Genomic DNA, 16833 nt, shown 5'->3' on the forward strand with positions numbered 1-16833 from the left:
CCACTTAGAACCTCAGCATCTCAAAAAATAAACAATGAAAAAATACGAAAATACAGGAAGTAAAGATACTCGTTCGGGTTTTGGAGCGGGAATGACTGAATTAGGTCAAAAAAATGAAAATGTAGTTGCACTTTGTGCTGATTTAATTGGATCATTAAAATTTGATGATTTCAAGAAAAATCACCCAGAGCGTTTTTTCCAAATTGGAATCGCAGAAGCTAACATGATTGGTATTGCTGCAGGTTTAACTATCGGAGGAAAAATTCCTTTTACAGGAACTTTCGCTAACTTTTCTACAGGAAGAGTTTATGATCAAATTCGTCAATCAGTTGCTTATTCTGATAAAAACGTAAAAATATGTGCTTCTCACGCTGGTTTAACACTTGGTGAAGATGGAGCTACACACCAAATCTTAGAAGATATTGGATTAATGAAAATGTTGCCGGGAATGACTGTAATCAACACTTGTGATTACAACCAAACTAAAGCTGCAACTTTAGCATTAGCAGATCACCATGGTCCTGCTTATTTACGTTTTGGACGTCCGGTTGTACCTAACTTCACTCCTGCTGACGAGCCTTTCGTAATTGGAAAAGCAATTTTATTAAACGAAGGATCTGATGTTACAATTGTAGCTACAGGTCACTTAGTTTGGGAAGCTCTTATTGCTGCTGAAGCATTAGAGGCAAAAGGAATTTCTGCTGAAGTAATCAACATTCATACTATTAAACCACTTGACGAAGAAGCTATTCTAAAATCATTGGCTAAAACTAAATGTGTTGTAACTGCAGAAGAACACAATATTCTTGGAGGTCTTGGAGAAAGCATTTCAAGAGTATTAGCTTTAAATACTCCAGCTCCTCAAGAGTTTGTTGCTGTAAACGATAGTTTTGGTGAATCTGGAACTCCAGAGCAATTAATGGATAAATACAAATTAAACAATCAAGCAATTGTTGAAGCTGTAGAAAGAGTTATCAAAAGAAAATAATTTTTAAGATTTTCTTACTTTATACAAAACCTCGAAAAGCGATTTTCGAGGTTTTTTTTATTACCACAACTGACCTTCTAAAGAATTAAAACCTCAACACAAAAGGAAACATCTTTAATCAAATAAAAAGCCGACTTTTTAATTTTTAGACATAAAAAAACCTCGAAAGTGATTTCGAGGTTTTTTCTATACTAAACGTAAGATTTATTTCTTTTGATAAGGATATGTTTTATCCAAATGAATTCTTACTCTTGGATTAACTTTATAATCATCATCTACAAATTTTCTTGGATTATCAATAGATTCTGCTTTATTAGGATCTGTAAGTTCACCTGTAGGTCTTCTAGGAATACCAAAAGTTTCAGACTCATTTACATTTGGTGTTGCCGGATTATCTAAAGTTGGATCCCAAGGATAAACTAAACTCGTTCCGGTAACTGGAGCACCAATTGGTTTTGTAATTTCAAATCTTGTTGAATATCCATCACCATCATCATCTAAATCCAAGTAATCAGGAATTCCATCACCATCTGTATCATAATCTTGTTTATAACTATCAGGAGGACTTGGAAATCTTGCTGTATCTCTCAAATCATAAAGATAACCATCATGATTAAGATCTTCTAAATAATCAGGAACACCGTCTCCAACTGTCAGCGCGCTACCATTTGAAACAGTAAATTCATGATCCAATCTTTGAAGATCAAATAATTTAAAACTAAACACTAAAGGAGAATAAGCCGGTATATTTGTTTGAGGGCTTCCAAAATATCCTAAACCTGATGGCAAAAACATAACACCAGCACCAAAATCTTTATAAGTCACCGTACCGTTATCAGAAGTCGTTGAAGTACCAGTTTTAAATTGTGGAAAAATTTCTCCCCAACCGTCTATAACAGGATTATTTACATAAACGTATAATTCAAAACTTCTTCCTATATCATAAGAAGTATCAAAAACAGTCCCATCTAACAAACTCCCCACATATGCCGCATTTACACGATCAGTATTACATGGCGATTTCCCTTTTCCCTCATTTAAAATTAAATAATAAACATTATAATTAACACCGCGACTGTAAACAGGCCTAGTTGTTAATAAATAATCCTTTTGGTCCTTAATAGAAATCTGCGTTCCATTAGCTGGAATTTTTTCAATAGTAATATCAAAATTAGCAGTGACTTCTTTAATATAATGGGTCTTTAAATACTTTTCAATAGAATCATTATCAGCTTTATACTGAGTACCATAATCTCTTAAAGGAACTGTCTCCGTATTATCATCATCTTTTTTAGAGCAAGAAACCAAAGAAATACCCGCAAGCAATAAAATAAAATAATATTTAAATTTATTCATTATTGTTAATTTTTTAAGTGCGCAAGATACAATATTGATTTATTTTTGTAAAGAATTTAACTTTGATTTTAGAAAAATTATGAGAATAGACAAATACTTATGGTGCGTGCGCTATTACAAGACTAGAAACATGGTAACTGAAGCGTGCAAAAAAAACCATATTACTGTAAATGGGCAGGTTGCCAAGCCTTCTAAAGAAGTTTTCCCAACGGATAAAATTACTTTTAGAAAAGACCAGATTACACAAATTATTACTGTACTCGATATTCCTGAAAGTCGTGTTGGAGCAAAACTTGTTGATATATATAGAAAAAATGAAACGCCTGCCGAAGCATATGCACATTTAGAACTATTAAAACTTTCTAAAGAGCATTATCGCAAAAGCGGAACCGGAAGACCTACCAAAAAAGACCGAAGAGATATTGACGAATATGGTAACGAAATTTTCGACGAGGACGAAACGGAATAATTTCTAATTTTTTAAATCCTAAAAAGAATATTACTCAAATTCCAAATTCCCACAACCTCAACATTGGAAATTGGAATTTGAAATCCTAAATTTGTACTTTAGCAAAAAAATAAATCATGAGCAAAAACATCATTTTAACCAATCAGGAAATCGAACACAAAATAAAACGTATTGCATACCAAATTTACGAAACGTTTGTAGACGAAGAAGAAATTGTGATCGCCGGAATCGCTTCTAATGGATCTGTTTTTGCCCAAAAAATTGCTACAGCATTAAGCAACATCTCAACACTTAAGGTATCACTTTGTGAAGTTAAAGTGGATAAACAAAATCCGCAATTACCAATACAAACATCTTTGACAGCTTCAGAGTATGAAAACAAAGGATTGGTTCTTGTTGATGATGTCTTAAATTCAGGCACAACCTTGATTTATGCTGTTCGTCATTTCTTAGACGTTCCGCTTAAGAAATTCAAAACAGCAGTGCTTGTTGATAGAAACCATAAAAAATACCCTGTAAAAGCCGATTTTAAGGGTATTTCATTATCTACATCTCTACTTGAGCATGTTCAGGTTGTTTTTGACGAGAATGGCGATGATTATGCCTTCTTAAGCTAAGATCTCTAAAATATCATCGACAGTTTCTTCGACAGTTTTATTATCGACTGTAACTTTATGTTGCGCATGATTGTAATAAAAGCTTCTGTCGAACAAATGTTTTGCGATAAACTCTTTCATTTCCTCTTCATTCATATCAGCAATTAGCGGACGCTTACTCTTGTTATGCACCAATCTATTATATAAAGTCTCTATCGAAGCCTTTAAATATACAGAAGTAACATCATCACTTTTTAATAATTCATGATTATTGGCATAACATGGCGTTCCTCCACCAAGACCAATTATACTATTTTCTGAAGATTGAAGTAATTCCAAAAACATTTTATGCTCTAATTTTCGAAAATATATCTCTCCATGTTGTTCGAAAATCTCATTTATTGATAAATTTTCTCTTTTTTCGATACATTTATCTAAATCCAGAAACGGAATATTTGTAGATTTTGAAAGATTTTGAGCGATGGTTGACTTTCCGCACCCCATATATCCTAATAATATAATCTTTTTCATTTTAATAAGAACCTATAAATTAAGGCGTTGTAAATTTTGATTAAAAAAACACAAATTTAAAACAAAATTGCTTGCAAATATCAAAAATAACTCCTTATATTTGCACCCGCATTCAAGGAAAGAATATGACTCGATAGCTCAGTTGGTAGAGCACATCACTTTTAATGATGGGGTCCTGGGTTCGAGCCCCAGTCGGGTCACAAATTTTGTGATTTAACAAATACTTTTCTTGATAGCAATGACTCGATAGCTCAGTCGGTAGAGCACATCACTTTTAATGATGGGGTCCTGGGTTCGAGCCCCAGTCGGGTCACTAAAGGTTGTTCGCCATGGCGAATGACCTTTTTTTATTTAAGGCCACGTGGAGAAACGGTAGACTTGCCATCTTGAGGGGGTGGTGCTCGTAAGGGCGTGTGGGTTCAAATCCCACCGTGGTCACAAAAAAGCAAAAAGCCTGAGAATCTATATTCTCAGGTTTTTTTTTATGATTCGAAAGTTTGATTACCATTTGTCTATTTTTAAAAGATCCCTATTTACAAGTAATTTTAGCTCGAATTCCATCATAGATTTTTAATTTACAGACATAAAATCTCGCTTTAAAAGACGACTTTAAAATAAGAGTTTCTATAATACATTCTTAACTTTGTCTTCAATATTAATTTGCACATTCAAATAATATTTAAACAAAAAGACGCTAGAGATCATAATCATGACAAAGGAAGAATCTATTAAAGAGTATTACTTTAGAATCAATAAAAGCATAGATTATATTAAAGAAAACCTTCATGAAGAACTTTCTTTAGAGAAACTAGCCGTTCTTTCTAATTTCTCAAAATTTCATTTCCATAGAATTTTTAAGTCCGTAACAGGAACAACAATCAATGAGTTTATTAAAAATGCAAAGATTGAAAGATCCCTATTTTTCTTAATGAACAATCCTTCAAAAACAATTAGTGAAATTGCCGCTGATTGTGGCTTCTTGAGTATTTCATCATTTTCAAGAAGTTTTCGTGAAGCAAAACAACTTACGCCAAGCGAATGGAGAAGACAATATAAAAATAGCAATATTGGTATAACAGATAGCAATATTGGAAAAATGCAGTCCGAAATCGAAAACTACCTTGCACTCAAATTAAATAATTTAAAAAAAATTGAAATGAGTGAAATAGTAAAACTTGATTTTGAAATCAAAAAACTGGAGGAATTTAATGTTATTTATATTCGAAATCTAAACATCCACAATCATGATAGCGAAACATTTAGCGAAATGTTTAAGCAGCTTTTTAGCTGGGCTACTCCCAGAAATTTAGTTAATTTTCCCGAAACTAAAGCATTAACCGTTTATAGAAGCAATGCTAATTTATCCGGAATGCTTCAAGCAGATGTATGCTTATCTGTTCCTGACAATATAATTGGAGAAGGGATAATTGGCAGCACCATAATAAGTGGTGGATTATATGCTGTTTTCCACAAAGAAGCGCCAATGTCTGAATGTTTTAAAACATGGAACTACATTTACGAAGTATGGTTTGAAGAAAACGGTTATCAGCCTGATAATAGAAATTTCTTTTTAAGTCATTTAAACGACCCCAAATTACATCCCGAAAAACATCACATTATAGACATTTATATACCCATAAAATTACTGTGATAATTCTAAAAAGTGTAACGCAAAAATAAAAACTAACTAAATTCAAATCGAATGAAACTGTCATTTATTATCTCATTTTCTTTTACAGATAATGGTTTGCAATTTAATTTTAAAATCAACTATTTCTAAAAAGATCATATAAGAGTATTCGAAACAAGATCTTACTGAAATATAATATAAGTCATTAAATAAAACATCATTTAAAATCCTTATATCTTCCAACAATTGATTCCAATTCTGCCCGTCAAGGTCACAATAAAAAAACAAAAAGCCTGAGAATACAGATTCTCGGGCTTTTTTTATGATTCAAAAATCCCCTTATCATTTACAAATTTTCACAAACCCCTTATTAGCTTCATTTTCAATTAAATTTATTCAATTTATAAAGAAAATACAAAGACAACGTTAAGAAAAAGTATCCGCTTACCTTTCATAGTTGCTTTTATTCACATATTCAATTTTCACATATAAAATCCGAGTATCTTTACCCTCGATTGCATAAGAATATGTAGGTGATTTACGATCTCTCCTCTTCAAAATTCTTACTTCAAGTCATAAAATTATAACAACAAAACTTAACAAATAAACATTATCCATTACTAATTCTATTCCTTTTAGGTTTTTATTAGTTTTCGCATTCAACCTTAATAGCTATAATATATGACATTGATATCCAAAGAAAAATTTTCTGAAGCTGCCGGACTTTCTAAAATTCCAATTCCTGGATTATCCTCTTATTTAATGAAAGTAATGAAAATTAACAATTTAAATGAGATGGTAAAAGAAGGAGGCAATCTTGAAGGTGCAGATTTTGCTAGTTATGCTTTAAAGAAAATTGGCGTAAATGTTCAATTTGATTCCGCCGAATTACTAAATATTCCTCGCGAAGGAGCTTTTATCGTTGTTGCAAACCATCCTTATGGAGGCATCGAATCATTAGCATTATTAAATACCATTGCAAAAATACGTCCTGATACAATGTACATGGGGAATTTTCTATTAAAGGAAATTCCAAATCTTGAAAAATGTATTATTGCCGTAAATCCATTCGAAAATGTGCAGAATTCTGCGAGTATTACAGGGTTAAAAATGACACTTAAAGTTTTATCAGAAGGTGTTCCTGTTGCAATATTTCCTGCCGGAGAAGTATCTTCTTTTAATTTTAAAACGAATAAAATCACAGATCCCGAATGGCATCCTGTGGTGGGGAAAATTATGTGCAAAGCAGACGTTCCTATTTTGCCAATATATTTTCATGGAAATAATGGTTTATTTTTCAGCATGTTAAAATCAATTCATCCGATATTACAAACTTCAAAACTGATCTCAGAACTCTTTAACAAACAAGGACATGATTTGAAAATGACTATCGGAAAACCCATTTTTTTAGACAGAGTCAAAGGGAAAGTTTCCGATCCTCAAATGTTAAAAAATCTTAGAATTAAACTCTACGCTCTCAAAAATCAGTTACACAATTAAAAAATGTAGATTAAATCTATTTGAAGCCTATAAAAAACCTTAAAAATTAAATATCTTTTCTTTTCAAACCTCTTTCAAGTTGTTTAAAACATGGAAAACTGCAAGCAAAAGATTCAGATTTTACATTATGAATGCTATCTCACATGCTTATAACCTCCATTTCAGCATATTAATTCATTATTAAATTAATCTTAAAATAAGGTATTGTTATATCAAAAATAACTCCCTATATTTGCACCCGCGTTCAAGGAAAGAATTATGACTCGATAGCTCAGTTGGTAGAGCACATCACTTTTAATGATGGGGTCCTGGGTTCGAGCCCCAGTCGGGTCACAAAATTTGTGATTAAACAAAAAACACTTTCCTTGATAGCAATGACTCGATAGCTCAGTTGGTAGAGCACATCACTTTTAATGATGGGGTCCTGGGTTCGAGCCCCAGTCGGGTCACACAAAAGGTTGTTCGTCAATGCGAATGACCTTTTTGCATTTTAAGCCCCACCCGAAGAACAATAGATTTACCAACTCACAGTAATACCCGTAATGGCATTTGGATTCAAATTCAATTATTATGGCTAAAACAAAAAATATTTTAAATACTTATTTTTTTTCATTCAACAAGATTCCACTTCTTGTTTTTAAATTCATAAACCGGCAACGGAAGTGTTTTAATACAAGTAAATACAGAACCATAATCAAGTACAGCTTTCTGATATGTTTTATTGAAAATTGGTTTACTAAAATAAATTATTCCATTCGGACAGGTTTTTAAAATCTCATTCCCACTATCCTTTTTTATAGATAACAGACTTTCTTGAGTAATAATTTTAATATTATTCTTCTTTAATGCCGTCAGATTTAAACTAAACCCTTTTGAAACATTAACTAAGCTATCGAGATTTGAACTATTCCTGGTTTTTAACTGTTTCATTACAGAACTTCGAATATCGTAGCGAGGATTTTCTAAAGTCATTAATTCGATCAATGATTCTTTTGGAATTTCCAGCAAACAATTACAATTATTATCTTTTAGTGTTTGAATAATAATTTCGTTTGCCTTTTGATTGTAAATTTCTTTAGATTCTCTTCGATCATTAACACATCCCATAAATAAAATACAGATTAAGAGTCGAAGAAGAGGATAATTGATTTTTTTCATTTACTCATTCAATTATTAGATGTTCGATTGCAATAACCAATATAAAACTATTTTTTAAACGAAAAATTACAATGGAATTATAAAAATTCAAACTTTGCTTAGAATCTTCAAATTTTCTTATTTTTAATCCCAAATAAGTTTTAATCATGAGATTTTACATCAACACAGCACATTTGACAAAAGAAATTGAATATCCCAAAAGATATCAATCTCAAAATCTAGTCAAAAGTTCAGTTACTGTATTTCTTATCATTTTAGCATTTCTTTTATTATTCAAGCCATTTGGAGTTTACGATCCGGAACTCAAAATGCATTACTTACTCATTTGTTTTTTTCATGCCGTAGCTCCGGCACTAATTCTATTTACTTATTTCGGAATATTAAACTACTCCAAAAAAGCAAAAGATCAAATTAAATGGACTTTACTCAAAGAATATATCCAAATTGGAATAATACTAATATTAATGGGCACAACAAGCTTTTTGATGCGGGATTTACTTTATAACAATCCAAACAATTGGTCATGGAATTATTTTTTTGAAGAAATTAGAAATTGTCTTGTTGCAGGCACTTTTTTCTACTTTTTTCTACGATTATCAAGTTTTTATTTCGAATCAAAAAACGGATCTCCATTTGTTCTTCAGTTTACTCCATTAGCAATTGAACCTACAAAAACAACCTTAGAATCTACAATTTTTATTAATACACATGTAAAGCAAGATGATTTCAGCTTAGATATTGATCAGTTACTTTTCGCAAAAGCGGATGGCAATTATATCGAGTTAACAAAATCAAACGAAAATAAAATTACTACAGAAGTAAAAAGAATTTCCTTAACGCAATTTGAAGCTCAAATAATAGACTACCCACATTTTTTTAGATGTCATAGAACTTATTTAGTAAACATGTTTAAGATTGAAAAAATGTCCGGAAACTCTCAAGGCTATCTATTATCGTTTCATGAAACAGATATAAAAATTCCGGTTTCCCGAAAACAAATCGACAGTTTCGACAGTCGTTACCAAGAACTTCAAAGTAAATATATTGCCTAAGCTTGTTGCTCGTCACAAAAGCTAGTTACCAGTAACAAGCCTTATTATTACTGCATTTTCCTGTTGTAGGTTTGCCATCAATAACAATAAACCAATTTATTATGTCAACCACAATTGCGAGCACAAATTCAGATTTTAATCCTTCAAACAAACTATCTTATATAGACAATATCAAAGTTCTATTAACAATCTTGGTAGTTCTTCATCACACTTTTATCGCTTACAGCACTTCTGAAGGTTGGTATTATACCGAACAAACTAGCTTTTTAGGGGCTCGAATTCCTATGACAATGTTTATAAGTATTAATCAATCCTTCTTTATGGGGTATTTTTTTATGCTTGCAGCCTACTTTACCAGTTCTTCTTACTCCAGAAAAGGAGCTTCAAAATTCACCAAAGATCGCCTTGTTAGACTAGGAATTCCTATTTTATTCAACTGCTTTATTCTTTCGCCATTCATCTCTTATCTTGTTTACTATTTCGCCAAAGAGCAACATATAAGTTATTTTAAATATTTAAACGGATACGACAGTTGGATTGATTTGGGAGTTACATGGTTTCTGGCTGCATTATTACTTTTTTCTTTAATCTATGTCGGAGTAAAAAAAGTTTTTAACATCAGCTTCAGAAAATCTTTGGCAATACCAAATTCAAGAACCATATTATTGTTTGCACTAATATTAGGAGTTATTAGCTTCTTGGTCAGAATACAATTTCCTGTCGGATGGGTTCTTAAACCAATTGGATTTCAACTTGGGCATTTCCCGCAATATATCGCCCTTTTTATTATTGGATTATTAGCAGCCAAAAACAATTGGTTTGAGCAGCTTTCTAATAAAACATGCCGACAACTTAAAATATCGGCATTAATCTGTTTATTATTTTTTCCAGTATTTCTTATTATTAAATTTAAACTAAACTGTGATTCATCCTGGTTTTCCGGCGGTTTTCATTGGCAAGCTTTACTATATGCCGTTTGGGAGCAATGGATTGGAATTTCTATACTAACAGCTTTATTAATTAAAGGAAAAAATAGCTGGAATACTTCCTCTAAACTACTTAGTAAATTATCCCGCTGTAGTTTTGCAGTTTACATTTTCCATCCATTAGTAATTGTCGGATTCACTTTATCAATAAGAAACTGGGCTGTTGATCCCGCAATAAAACTCCTTGTTGCAGCACCAATAATAGTTTTAGGAAGCTTTATACTTGGTTCAATTATCCTGCTAATCCCGGGAGTTAAGAAAATTATTTAGTCATAATATTTTCAAACTACGTTAAGAGTTTAATTTCGAATACCTTAATTTATCAAAGTCTATTTCGGCAAAAAAAATAATCGTTATTTCACAAAAGAACTTCTCTTACAAAATAAATCTTTCTTAAATTCGTTTCAGAATTAATCGACCTACTAACCTAATCCCAAATTGGTTTATGAAAAAATTATTACCCCTATTATTTATTCTTATCAGTTGCTCAACATGGGCACAATCTGCAACGGCTTATTTTGACAAAGCCATGAAAAAGGCCGAAGCCGGAAACACAAAAGGCGCAATCGCAGATTATACGAAAGCCATTGGCATGAATTCTAAATTTGTAGAAGCTTATCAAAATCGCGGTGTTGCAAAAGTAAAACTCAACGATCTAAAAGGTGCTCTTGCCGATTTTGACAAAACGATCGAATTAGACGACATGAATGCTGATGCTTTTACAGGTCGCGCCAATGTAAACTACAAATTACTAAATTTTAAAGAAACAATAGAAGATTGCACCGCTTCTCTTGGATTAAATCCAAAAGACTATATCGCTTATAACTTAAGAGGTTTAGCCTACAATAAAAGTGGAGACAAAAAGAATGCCTGCAAAGACTTCTCAAAAGCAATCGAATTAGGAAGCCAAAGCGCCATCAAAAACAAAGCTACTTTTTGTAGATAAAAACAAAATCGATTAAAGCATTACTAGAAAAGCAATCTGTAAAATATAATTTTTCAGATTGCTTTTTTGATTCCGGGAACATCTTAATTTCATATTAAAGATATCCTTACATTTGCTCTTTAAACCAAACCATAATGGCACTTCTAAAAAAAATAAACCATCGCGTCGAAGCAGATAAAAATTCAGGTTTTGGAACCAATGCCGGCAGTTACGGAGGACGATTTGTAAACAAAAACGGAACTCCAAATATCGAAAAAAGCGGAATGCATTTACTCCGCCGAATCAGTTGGTATCACACCATGATCGATATGCCAAACTGGAAATTCATGCTCATCTTGTTTACCTTTTATATCGCAATCAACTTTGTTTTTGCAATTATCTATTACGCAATCGGAATCCAGCATCTTGACGGAATTGCACAATCGCAAAGTATATTGACGCAATTTGGACAAGCTTATTTTTTTAGTGCACAAACCTTTACCACAGTTGGTTATGGACATATAAGTCCAACCGGATTTTTAACGAGTGCGCTTTCTGCTGCCGAAGCCTTAATTGGACTCTTAAGTTTTGCCATTGCAACAGGTTTATTCTTTGGAAGATTTAGCAAACCAACAGCATTTTTAAAATTTTCGCATCACGCCTTAATTTCACCTTACGGGAAAAACAAAGGATTAATGATTCGTGTTGTTCCTTTTAAAAACACCAATTTTACAGATGCTAAAGCAAAAGTTACTTTAGGATTAAGTTTTGAAGAAAACGATCAGAAAACAAATAAATTCTACAATTTAGAACTGGAACTTGATCAGATAAATGCTCTTTCATTAAGCTGGACTTTAGTGCATCCTATAACAGAAAACAGCCCTTTATACAATTTCACAGAAGAAGATTTCAAAAAAACACATGGAGAAATATTAGTTTTCATAACCACTTTTGATGATATGTTCAGTAATACCGTTGCAGCCCGAACTTCCTATACTTTTGAGGAAATAATTTATGGAGCAAAATTCGAAACCATGTACAACAGAAGCAGTGACAATACCAAAACCATTCTGCATTTAGATAAACTGAATCAATATGAGATGGTAAACCTCTAATAATCCATCATTTTAATCAAGTTTTAAAGTTTTTTTCAGATTTTATTCTATTTTTGTTTATCTAATAGTATTATAATGGTGAACAACATAAGAACGGTCTTCAGTATTAAAGATCTTGAAAACTTATCTGGAATAAAAGCACACACAATTCGCATCTGGGAGAAAAGATATAACATCTTAGAACCAATGCGAACGGACACTAATATTAGACTTTATAATTTACAAAATTTACAGAAGCTTCTAAACATTACATTACTACACGAATACGGTTATAAAATTTCTAAGATCGCTACGTATCCTGAAGAAAAGATTCCGCAACTTGTGCGCGAAATCATTTCTAAGAAAAACTCTCAAAACTACGCCATTACATCATTCAAAATGGCGATGATGAATTTTGATCAGGAATTATTCTTTAATACTTTTGATTGGTTGATTTCTGAAAAAAGCTTCAAAGAAGTTTTCAAAGATCATTTTTTGCCATTATTGAAAGAATTAGGATTATTATGGCAATCCGAAACTATTACTCCGGCAAATGAACACTTTATGAGTCATTTGATTAAACAAAAAATCTTAATCTACACAGAAAGCCTTCAAATACAAAAACCAACCAAAACTGATCGCATTTTTGTACTCTCGTTACCATTAAACGAAATCCACAAAATAGGTTTGTTATATCTACAATACGAAATCCTGTCTAAAGGCTACAAAGCCATATATTTAGGAGAAAGTATGCCAATCGAAAACTTACAGGATCTAACCCGTCATTTTGAGAATATTACTTTTGTATCTTTCATGACTGTTCAGCCAGATCGCAGCGTAATCAATCAATACGTAAAATCAATGGGACAAAAATTACTGCAACAAAACAACGAAATCTGGCTTATGGGTAACATGACAGAGTACATTGAGCAGAAAAATTTACCGGAAAGAATCCGTATTTTCGACACTATGGACGAAACAATTAGTATGTTATAATATTTTTGTTTAAAGTTTTCTTATATTTGTTAAACAAATTATGAAAACTATAGCAATAATAGGGTCCGGATTTTCAGCTTTAGCTGCTTCGTGTTACTTGGCAAAACAAGGAAACACAGTAACTATCTATGAAAAAAACGAAACAATCGGCGGACGTGCAAGGCAATTCAAAAAAGATGGTTTCACCTTTGACATGGGACCAAGTTGGTATTGGATGCCTGATGTGTTTGAACGTTTCTTTCAGGATTTCAACAAAAAAACATCTGATTATTACGAACTGATAAAACTAAATCCAGCTTATCGGGTTTATTTTGGTATAAATGATTTCATAAGTATTTGTGATAATTTAGAAACCATAAAAAACACTTTTGAAACCATAGAAATTGGAAGTGGCAAAAAACTTGAAGCCTTTATTAAACAAGCCAAAAGCAATTATGACATTGCGATCAAAGATCTTGTTTATCGTCCGGGAATTTCACCACTTGAATTAATCACACTTGAAACTACGCTAAAACTCAATCAGTTTTTTAGCACTGTAAGTAATGATATTCGAAAGAAATTCAAAAACGAAAGACTAATTCAAATTCTTGAATTTCCTGTTTTATTTCTGGGAGCCAAACCTTCTAAAACACCTTCGTTTTATAATTTCATGAATTATGCCGATTTTGGATTAGGAACATGGCATCCAAAAACCGGAATGTTTGATGTTGTCCGAGCAATCGAAAAACTAGCCTTAGAACTTGGAGTTTCGATACAAACAAATTCTCCAATTGAAAAAATAGTTGTCGAAAACAAAACCACTACCGGAATCATAATTAACGGAAAGCACATAAAAGCAGATATCGTTTTAAGCGGCGCCGATTATCATCATACCGAAACTTTATTAAACGAAGAACATCGCGTTTATTCTGAAAAATATTGGGAAAGTCGGGTTTTTGCGCCTTCTTCCCTATTATTTTTTGTTGGATTTGATAAGAAAATAGAAAACATTTCGCATCATTCCCTTTTTTTTGATGTTGATTTTAACCAACATGCAATTGACATTTATGATATTCCAAAATGGCCTGAAGCACCTTTATTTTATGCCAACTTTCCATCAAAAACAGATACATCTGCAGCGCCCGAAGGAATGGAATCTGGGTTTTTCCTAATTCCGCTTGCTCCGGGAATCAAAGATAGTGAAGCGCTTAGAGAAGAATATTTTGAAAAGATAATTGATCGTTTTGAAAAACTTACGCAGCAAAAAATTAAAAATAATATTATCTTTAAAAGATCATTTTGTAAGAACGATTTTATCACTGATTACAACGCATATAAAGGAAATGCCTACGGAATGGCTAATACATTGCTGCAAACGGCTTTTTTAAGACCAAAGCTAAAAAGCAAAAAAGTCAGGAATTTATATTTCACAGGACAATTGACAGTTCCCGGGCCGGGAGTTCCGCCTGCCTTAATATCGGGAAAACTAGTAGCTGAGTTAATTCAAAAATCTTTTAGATCTTAAAAAATGAAATCACTATTCGACACCGTTTCTTTCAAATGCAGTAAGCTAGTCACGCAAAGCTACAGCACCTCATTTTCATTGGCAGTCAAAATGTTGTCACCAAGTATTCGTGATGCGATTTACAGCATTTACGGATTTGTGCGCTTTGCCGACGAAATTGTTGATTCATTTCAGAATTATGACAAAGAAAACCTCATCAATGATTTTGAAAAAGAATATTACAAAGCCTTCGACGCAGGAATAAGTTTGAACCCAATTCTTAACTCATTTCAGCACACCGTAAAACAATATAATATTACAGACGATCTTGTTCAGGCATTTTTAAAAAGCATGAAACTCGATCTCATCAAGTCAAATTACAACACACAAACAGAATACGAAGATTATATCTATGGTTCTGCCGATGTTGTAGGTTTAATGTGCTTGAAAGTTTTCGTAAAGGGAAACAATCAAAAATACGAGCAACTTAAAAATGAGGCAATGCGATTAGGATCGGCCTTTCAGAAAGTAAATTTCCTGAGAGATCTTAAAGACGATAATTTGGTTTTAAACCGAAATTATTTTCCCGGCGTTAACCTAAATTCTTTCGATGAAAATACAAAAACAGCGATTGTCAACGAAATCGAAGAAGATTTTAAAATCGCGTATCAAGGAATCGTAAAATTACCTATCGAAGCTCAATTTGGTGTTTATACCGCTTTTATTTATTACAAAAAACTATTAAAAAAGCTCAAAAACACACCTTATTACGAAATAGGAAACTCAAGAATCAGAGTTTCAAATTACACAAAAGCAGGGCTTTTGGCACAATCTTTTGTAACTTACAAACTAAAATTAGTCTGATAATCTATAGCGTTAATCTTTTATGTTTTTAAGTTAAAATTTCGACCGTTTTAATTGCAACTTTAATATTTCAACAAATAAAAAAATGATTTCTTTTCTAATCTTTTTGAGTGTTTTTCTATTCATGGAATGTGTTACCTGGCTCACGCACAAGTACATTATGCACGGATTAATGTGGTATTTTCACGCAGATCATCACCAGCCAAAATACGAACATACTTTTGAGCGAAACGACATATTCTTTGTAATTTTTGCGACGCCAAGTATAATTCTCTTTTATTTTGGAGTTCAGGGCGGATTCAATTATTTGTTTTTCATTGCCAGCGGCATAACTTTATATGGTTTGTGCTACTTTTTAGTTCATGATGTATTGATACACCAACGTTTTAAATGGTTCAAAAACACAAAAAACAAATACCTCATTGGTTTAAGAAAAGCGCATAAAATACATCACAAGCATTTAGGAAAAGAAGATGGAGAATGTTTCGGAATGTTATTCGTTCCATTTAAATATTATAAAATGTAAAATAATTTGGGCGTTCCCCGCAGAAAAAGCGGGTCGGGTCTTCCGTTCCCGCTTTTTTTATCAGGCAAAAAAAGCCTGATAAAAAAGAGCTCCACTACAACCCCTAACGCAAACATCTCGTATATAAAAAGACCAGAAAGTAATAATTGATGCTATGAAATTATACAAAATAGAAACCGTACAACATGTAAATGCACCAATCGAAGAATGTTGGGATTTTTTTTCGAGTCCAAAAAATCTTCAAACCATAACGCTCGACAATATGAGTTTTGAAATTCAGGATTTCGACAACAAGCGCATGTATCCCGGACAAATTATTACTTATACCTTAAAACCGCTTTTGGGAATCAAAATTAATTGGGTAACCATAATTACAGTTTCAAAAGAAAATCAATATTTCATAGACGAACAACGCTTTGGACCATATGCTTTGTGGCATCACAAACATTTTTTTGAACCCACAGAAAACGGAACAAAAATGGTCGATATTGTACATTATGCATTACCGTTTGGTTATTTAGGCCGTTTCATGAACAAGTTAATTGTCGAAAGTAAACTAAAAACCATCTTTGATTACCGACATAACAAAATCGAAGAACTATTCAATTCAAAAACTTAATTACTTTAAAATACTTTTTTGCCACAGATTAAAATCTTATAAAAAAACAGCCACGAATTC

Annotated in this window: 17 protein-coding genes and 5 tRNA genes; 19 read left to right on the forward strand and 3 right to left on the reverse strand. The window is 32.3% G+C overall.

Annotated features, from left to right (window positions below; all coding sequences use genetic code 11):
- Positions 1 to 34: 34 nt before the first annotated feature.
- Positions 35 to 988 (forward strand): transketolase C-terminal domain-containing protein, encoded by a 954-nt coding sequence (locus WN975_RS14180; RefSeq protein WP_337967105.1) that lies wholly within the window; start codon positions 35 to 37, stop codon positions 986 to 988.
- 204 nt (positions 989 to 1192) lie between these two features.
- On the opposite strand, the gene WN975_RS14185 is transcribed toward WN975_RS14180, so the two are convergent.
- Positions 1193 to 2344 carry an FKBP-type peptidyl-prolyl cis-trans isomerase gene (locus WN975_RS14185; RefSeq protein ID WP_337967106.1) on the reverse strand — a complete coding sequence of 384 codons (1152 nt, stop codon included), beginning with the start codon at positions 2342 to 2344 and terminating at the stop codon, positions 1193 to 1195.
- A gap of 79 nt (positions 2345 to 2423) precedes the next feature.
- On the opposite strand from WN975_RS14185, the gene WN975_RS14190 reads away from it, so the two are divergent.
- Together WN975_RS14190 and WN975_RS14195 are read left to right on the forward strand one after the other, a co-directional pair.
- The gene (locus WN975_RS14190; RefSeq protein WP_099709257.1) at positions 2424 to 2813 is read left to right on the forward strand and encodes a S4 domain-containing protein; all 390 of its coding nucleotides are present in this window, start codon (positions 2424 to 2426) and stop codon (positions 2811 to 2813) included.
- Positions 2814 to 2929: 116 nt separating this feature from the next.
- Positions 2930 to 3430: a phosphoribosyltransferase domain-containing protein gene (locus tag WN975_RS14195; protein ID WP_337967107.1), complete on the forward strand. Its 501-nt coding sequence runs from the start codon at positions 2930 to 2932 to the stop codon at positions 3428 to 3430.
- On the opposite strand, the gene WN975_RS14200 is transcribed toward WN975_RS14195, so the two are convergent.
- Positions 3422 to 3940: a shikimate kinase gene (locus tag WN975_RS14200; protein WP_337967108.1), complete on the reverse strand. Its 519-nt coding sequence runs from the start codon at positions 3938 to 3940 to the stop codon at positions 3422 to 3424. The genes WN975_RS14195 and WN975_RS14200 overlap by 9 nt on opposite strands.
- Positions 3941 to 4067: 127 nt before the next feature.
- Here WN975_RS14200 and WN975_RS14205 point away from each other — a divergent pair.
- From WN975_RS14205 to WN975_RS14235, 7 genes are all read left to right on the forward strand, one after another.
- A tRNA-Lys gene (locus WN975_RS14205) sits at positions 4068 to 4140 on the forward strand.
- A 40-nt stretch (positions 4141 to 4180) separates the two neighbouring features.
- Positions 4181 to 4253, forward strand: a tRNA-Lys gene (locus WN975_RS14210).
- Between the two features lie 42 nt (positions 4254 to 4295).
- Positions 4296 to 4378 (forward strand) — tRNA-Leu (locus WN975_RS14215).
- Positions 4379 to 4649: 271 nt separating this feature from the next.
- Positions 4650 to 5591, forward strand: a complete 942-nt coding sequence (locus tag WN975_RS14220; protein ID WP_337967109.1) for an AraC family transcriptional regulator — start codon at positions 4650 to 4652, stop codon at positions 5589 to 5591.
- A gap of 660 nt (positions 5592 to 6251) precedes the next feature.
- On the forward strand, positions 6252 to 7070 hold the full coding sequence (locus WN975_RS14225; RefSeq protein WP_337967110.1) for a hypothetical protein: 819 nt from the start codon (positions 6252 to 6254) through the stop codon (positions 7068 to 7070).
- A 260-nt stretch (positions 7071 to 7330) separates the two neighbouring features.
- Positions 7331 to 7403: transfer RNA gene (locus WN975_RS14230), tRNA-Lys, on the forward strand.
- A 43-nt stretch (positions 7404 to 7446) separates the two neighbouring features.
- A tRNA-Lys gene (locus WN975_RS14235) sits at positions 7447 to 7519 on the forward strand.
- 160 nt (positions 7520 to 7679) lie between these two features.
- On the opposite strand, the gene WN975_RS14240 is transcribed toward WN975_RS14235, so the two are convergent.
- The gene (locus WN975_RS14240) at positions 7680 to 8228 is read right to left on the reverse strand and encodes a hypothetical protein (RefSeq protein WP_337967111.1); all 549 of its coding nucleotides are present in this window, start codon (positions 8226 to 8228) and stop codon (positions 7680 to 7682) included.
- A gap of 146 nt (positions 8229 to 8374) precedes the next feature.
- Here WN975_RS14240 and WN975_RS14245 point away from each other — a divergent pair, with 146 nt between their 5' ends.
- The 9 genes from WN975_RS14245 (at position 8375) to WN975_RS14285 (ending at position 16773) form a co-directional block, all read left to right on the forward strand.
- The gene (locus WN975_RS14245) at positions 8375 to 9280 is read left to right on the forward strand and encodes a LytTR family DNA-binding domain-containing protein (protein WP_337967112.1); all 906 of its coding nucleotides are present in this window, start codon (positions 8375 to 8377) and stop codon (positions 9278 to 9280) included.
- Positions 9281 to 9381: 101 nt separating this feature from the next.
- Entirely contained in the window at positions 9382 to 10536 is a 1155-nt protein-coding gene (locus tag WN975_RS14250) for an acyltransferase (RefSeq protein WP_337967113.1), read from the forward strand.
- Positions 10537 to 10711: 175 nt separating this feature from the next.
- A complete protein-coding gene (locus tag WN975_RS14255; protein ID WP_337967114.1) occupies positions 10712 to 11212 on the forward strand; it encodes a hypothetical protein in 501 nt (166 codons plus the stop codon).
- 134 nt (positions 11213 to 11346) lie between these two features.
- Entirely contained in the window at positions 11347 to 12306 is a 960-nt protein-coding gene (locus tag WN975_RS14260) for an ion channel (RefSeq protein ID WP_337967115.1), read from the forward strand.
- A gap of 75 nt (positions 12307 to 12381) precedes the next feature.
- The gene (locus WN975_RS14265) at positions 12382 to 13281 is read left to right on the forward strand and encodes a MerR family transcriptional regulator (RefSeq protein ID WP_099709271.1); all 900 of its coding nucleotides are present in this window, start codon (positions 12382 to 12384) and stop codon (positions 13279 to 13281) included.
- A 37-nt stretch (positions 13282 to 13318) separates the two neighbouring features.
- Positions 13319 to 14785 (forward strand): phytoene desaturase family protein, encoded by a 1467-nt coding sequence (gene crtI / locus WN975_RS14270; protein ID WP_337968992.1) that lies wholly within the window; start codon positions 13319 to 13321, stop codon positions 14783 to 14785.
- 3 nt (positions 14786 to 14788) lie between these two features.
- Positions 14789 to 15628 carry a phytoene/squalene synthase family protein gene (locus WN975_RS14275; protein ID WP_337967116.1) on the forward strand — a complete coding sequence of 280 codons (840 nt, stop codon included), beginning with the start codon at positions 14789 to 14791 and terminating at the stop codon, positions 15626 to 15628.
- An 85-nt stretch (positions 15629 to 15713) separates the two neighbouring features.
- The gene (locus WN975_RS14280) at positions 15714 to 16154 is read left to right on the forward strand and encodes a sterol desaturase family protein (RefSeq protein ID WP_337967117.1); all 441 of its coding nucleotides are present in this window, start codon (positions 15714 to 15716) and stop codon (positions 16152 to 16154) included.
- Between the two features lie 154 nt (positions 16155 to 16308).
- Complete coding sequence (locus tag WN975_RS14285) at positions 16309 to 16773, forward strand: SRPBCC family protein (RefSeq protein WP_337967118.1); 465 nt, start codon at positions 16309 to 16311, stop codon at positions 16771 to 16773.
- Positions 16774 to 16833: the final 60 nt, after the last annotated feature.

This window comes from uncultured Flavobacterium sp. (genome assembly GCF_951805225.1).
Classification (GTDB): domain Bacteria; phylum Bacteroidota; class Bacteroidia; order Flavobacteriales; family Flavobacteriaceae; genus Flavobacterium.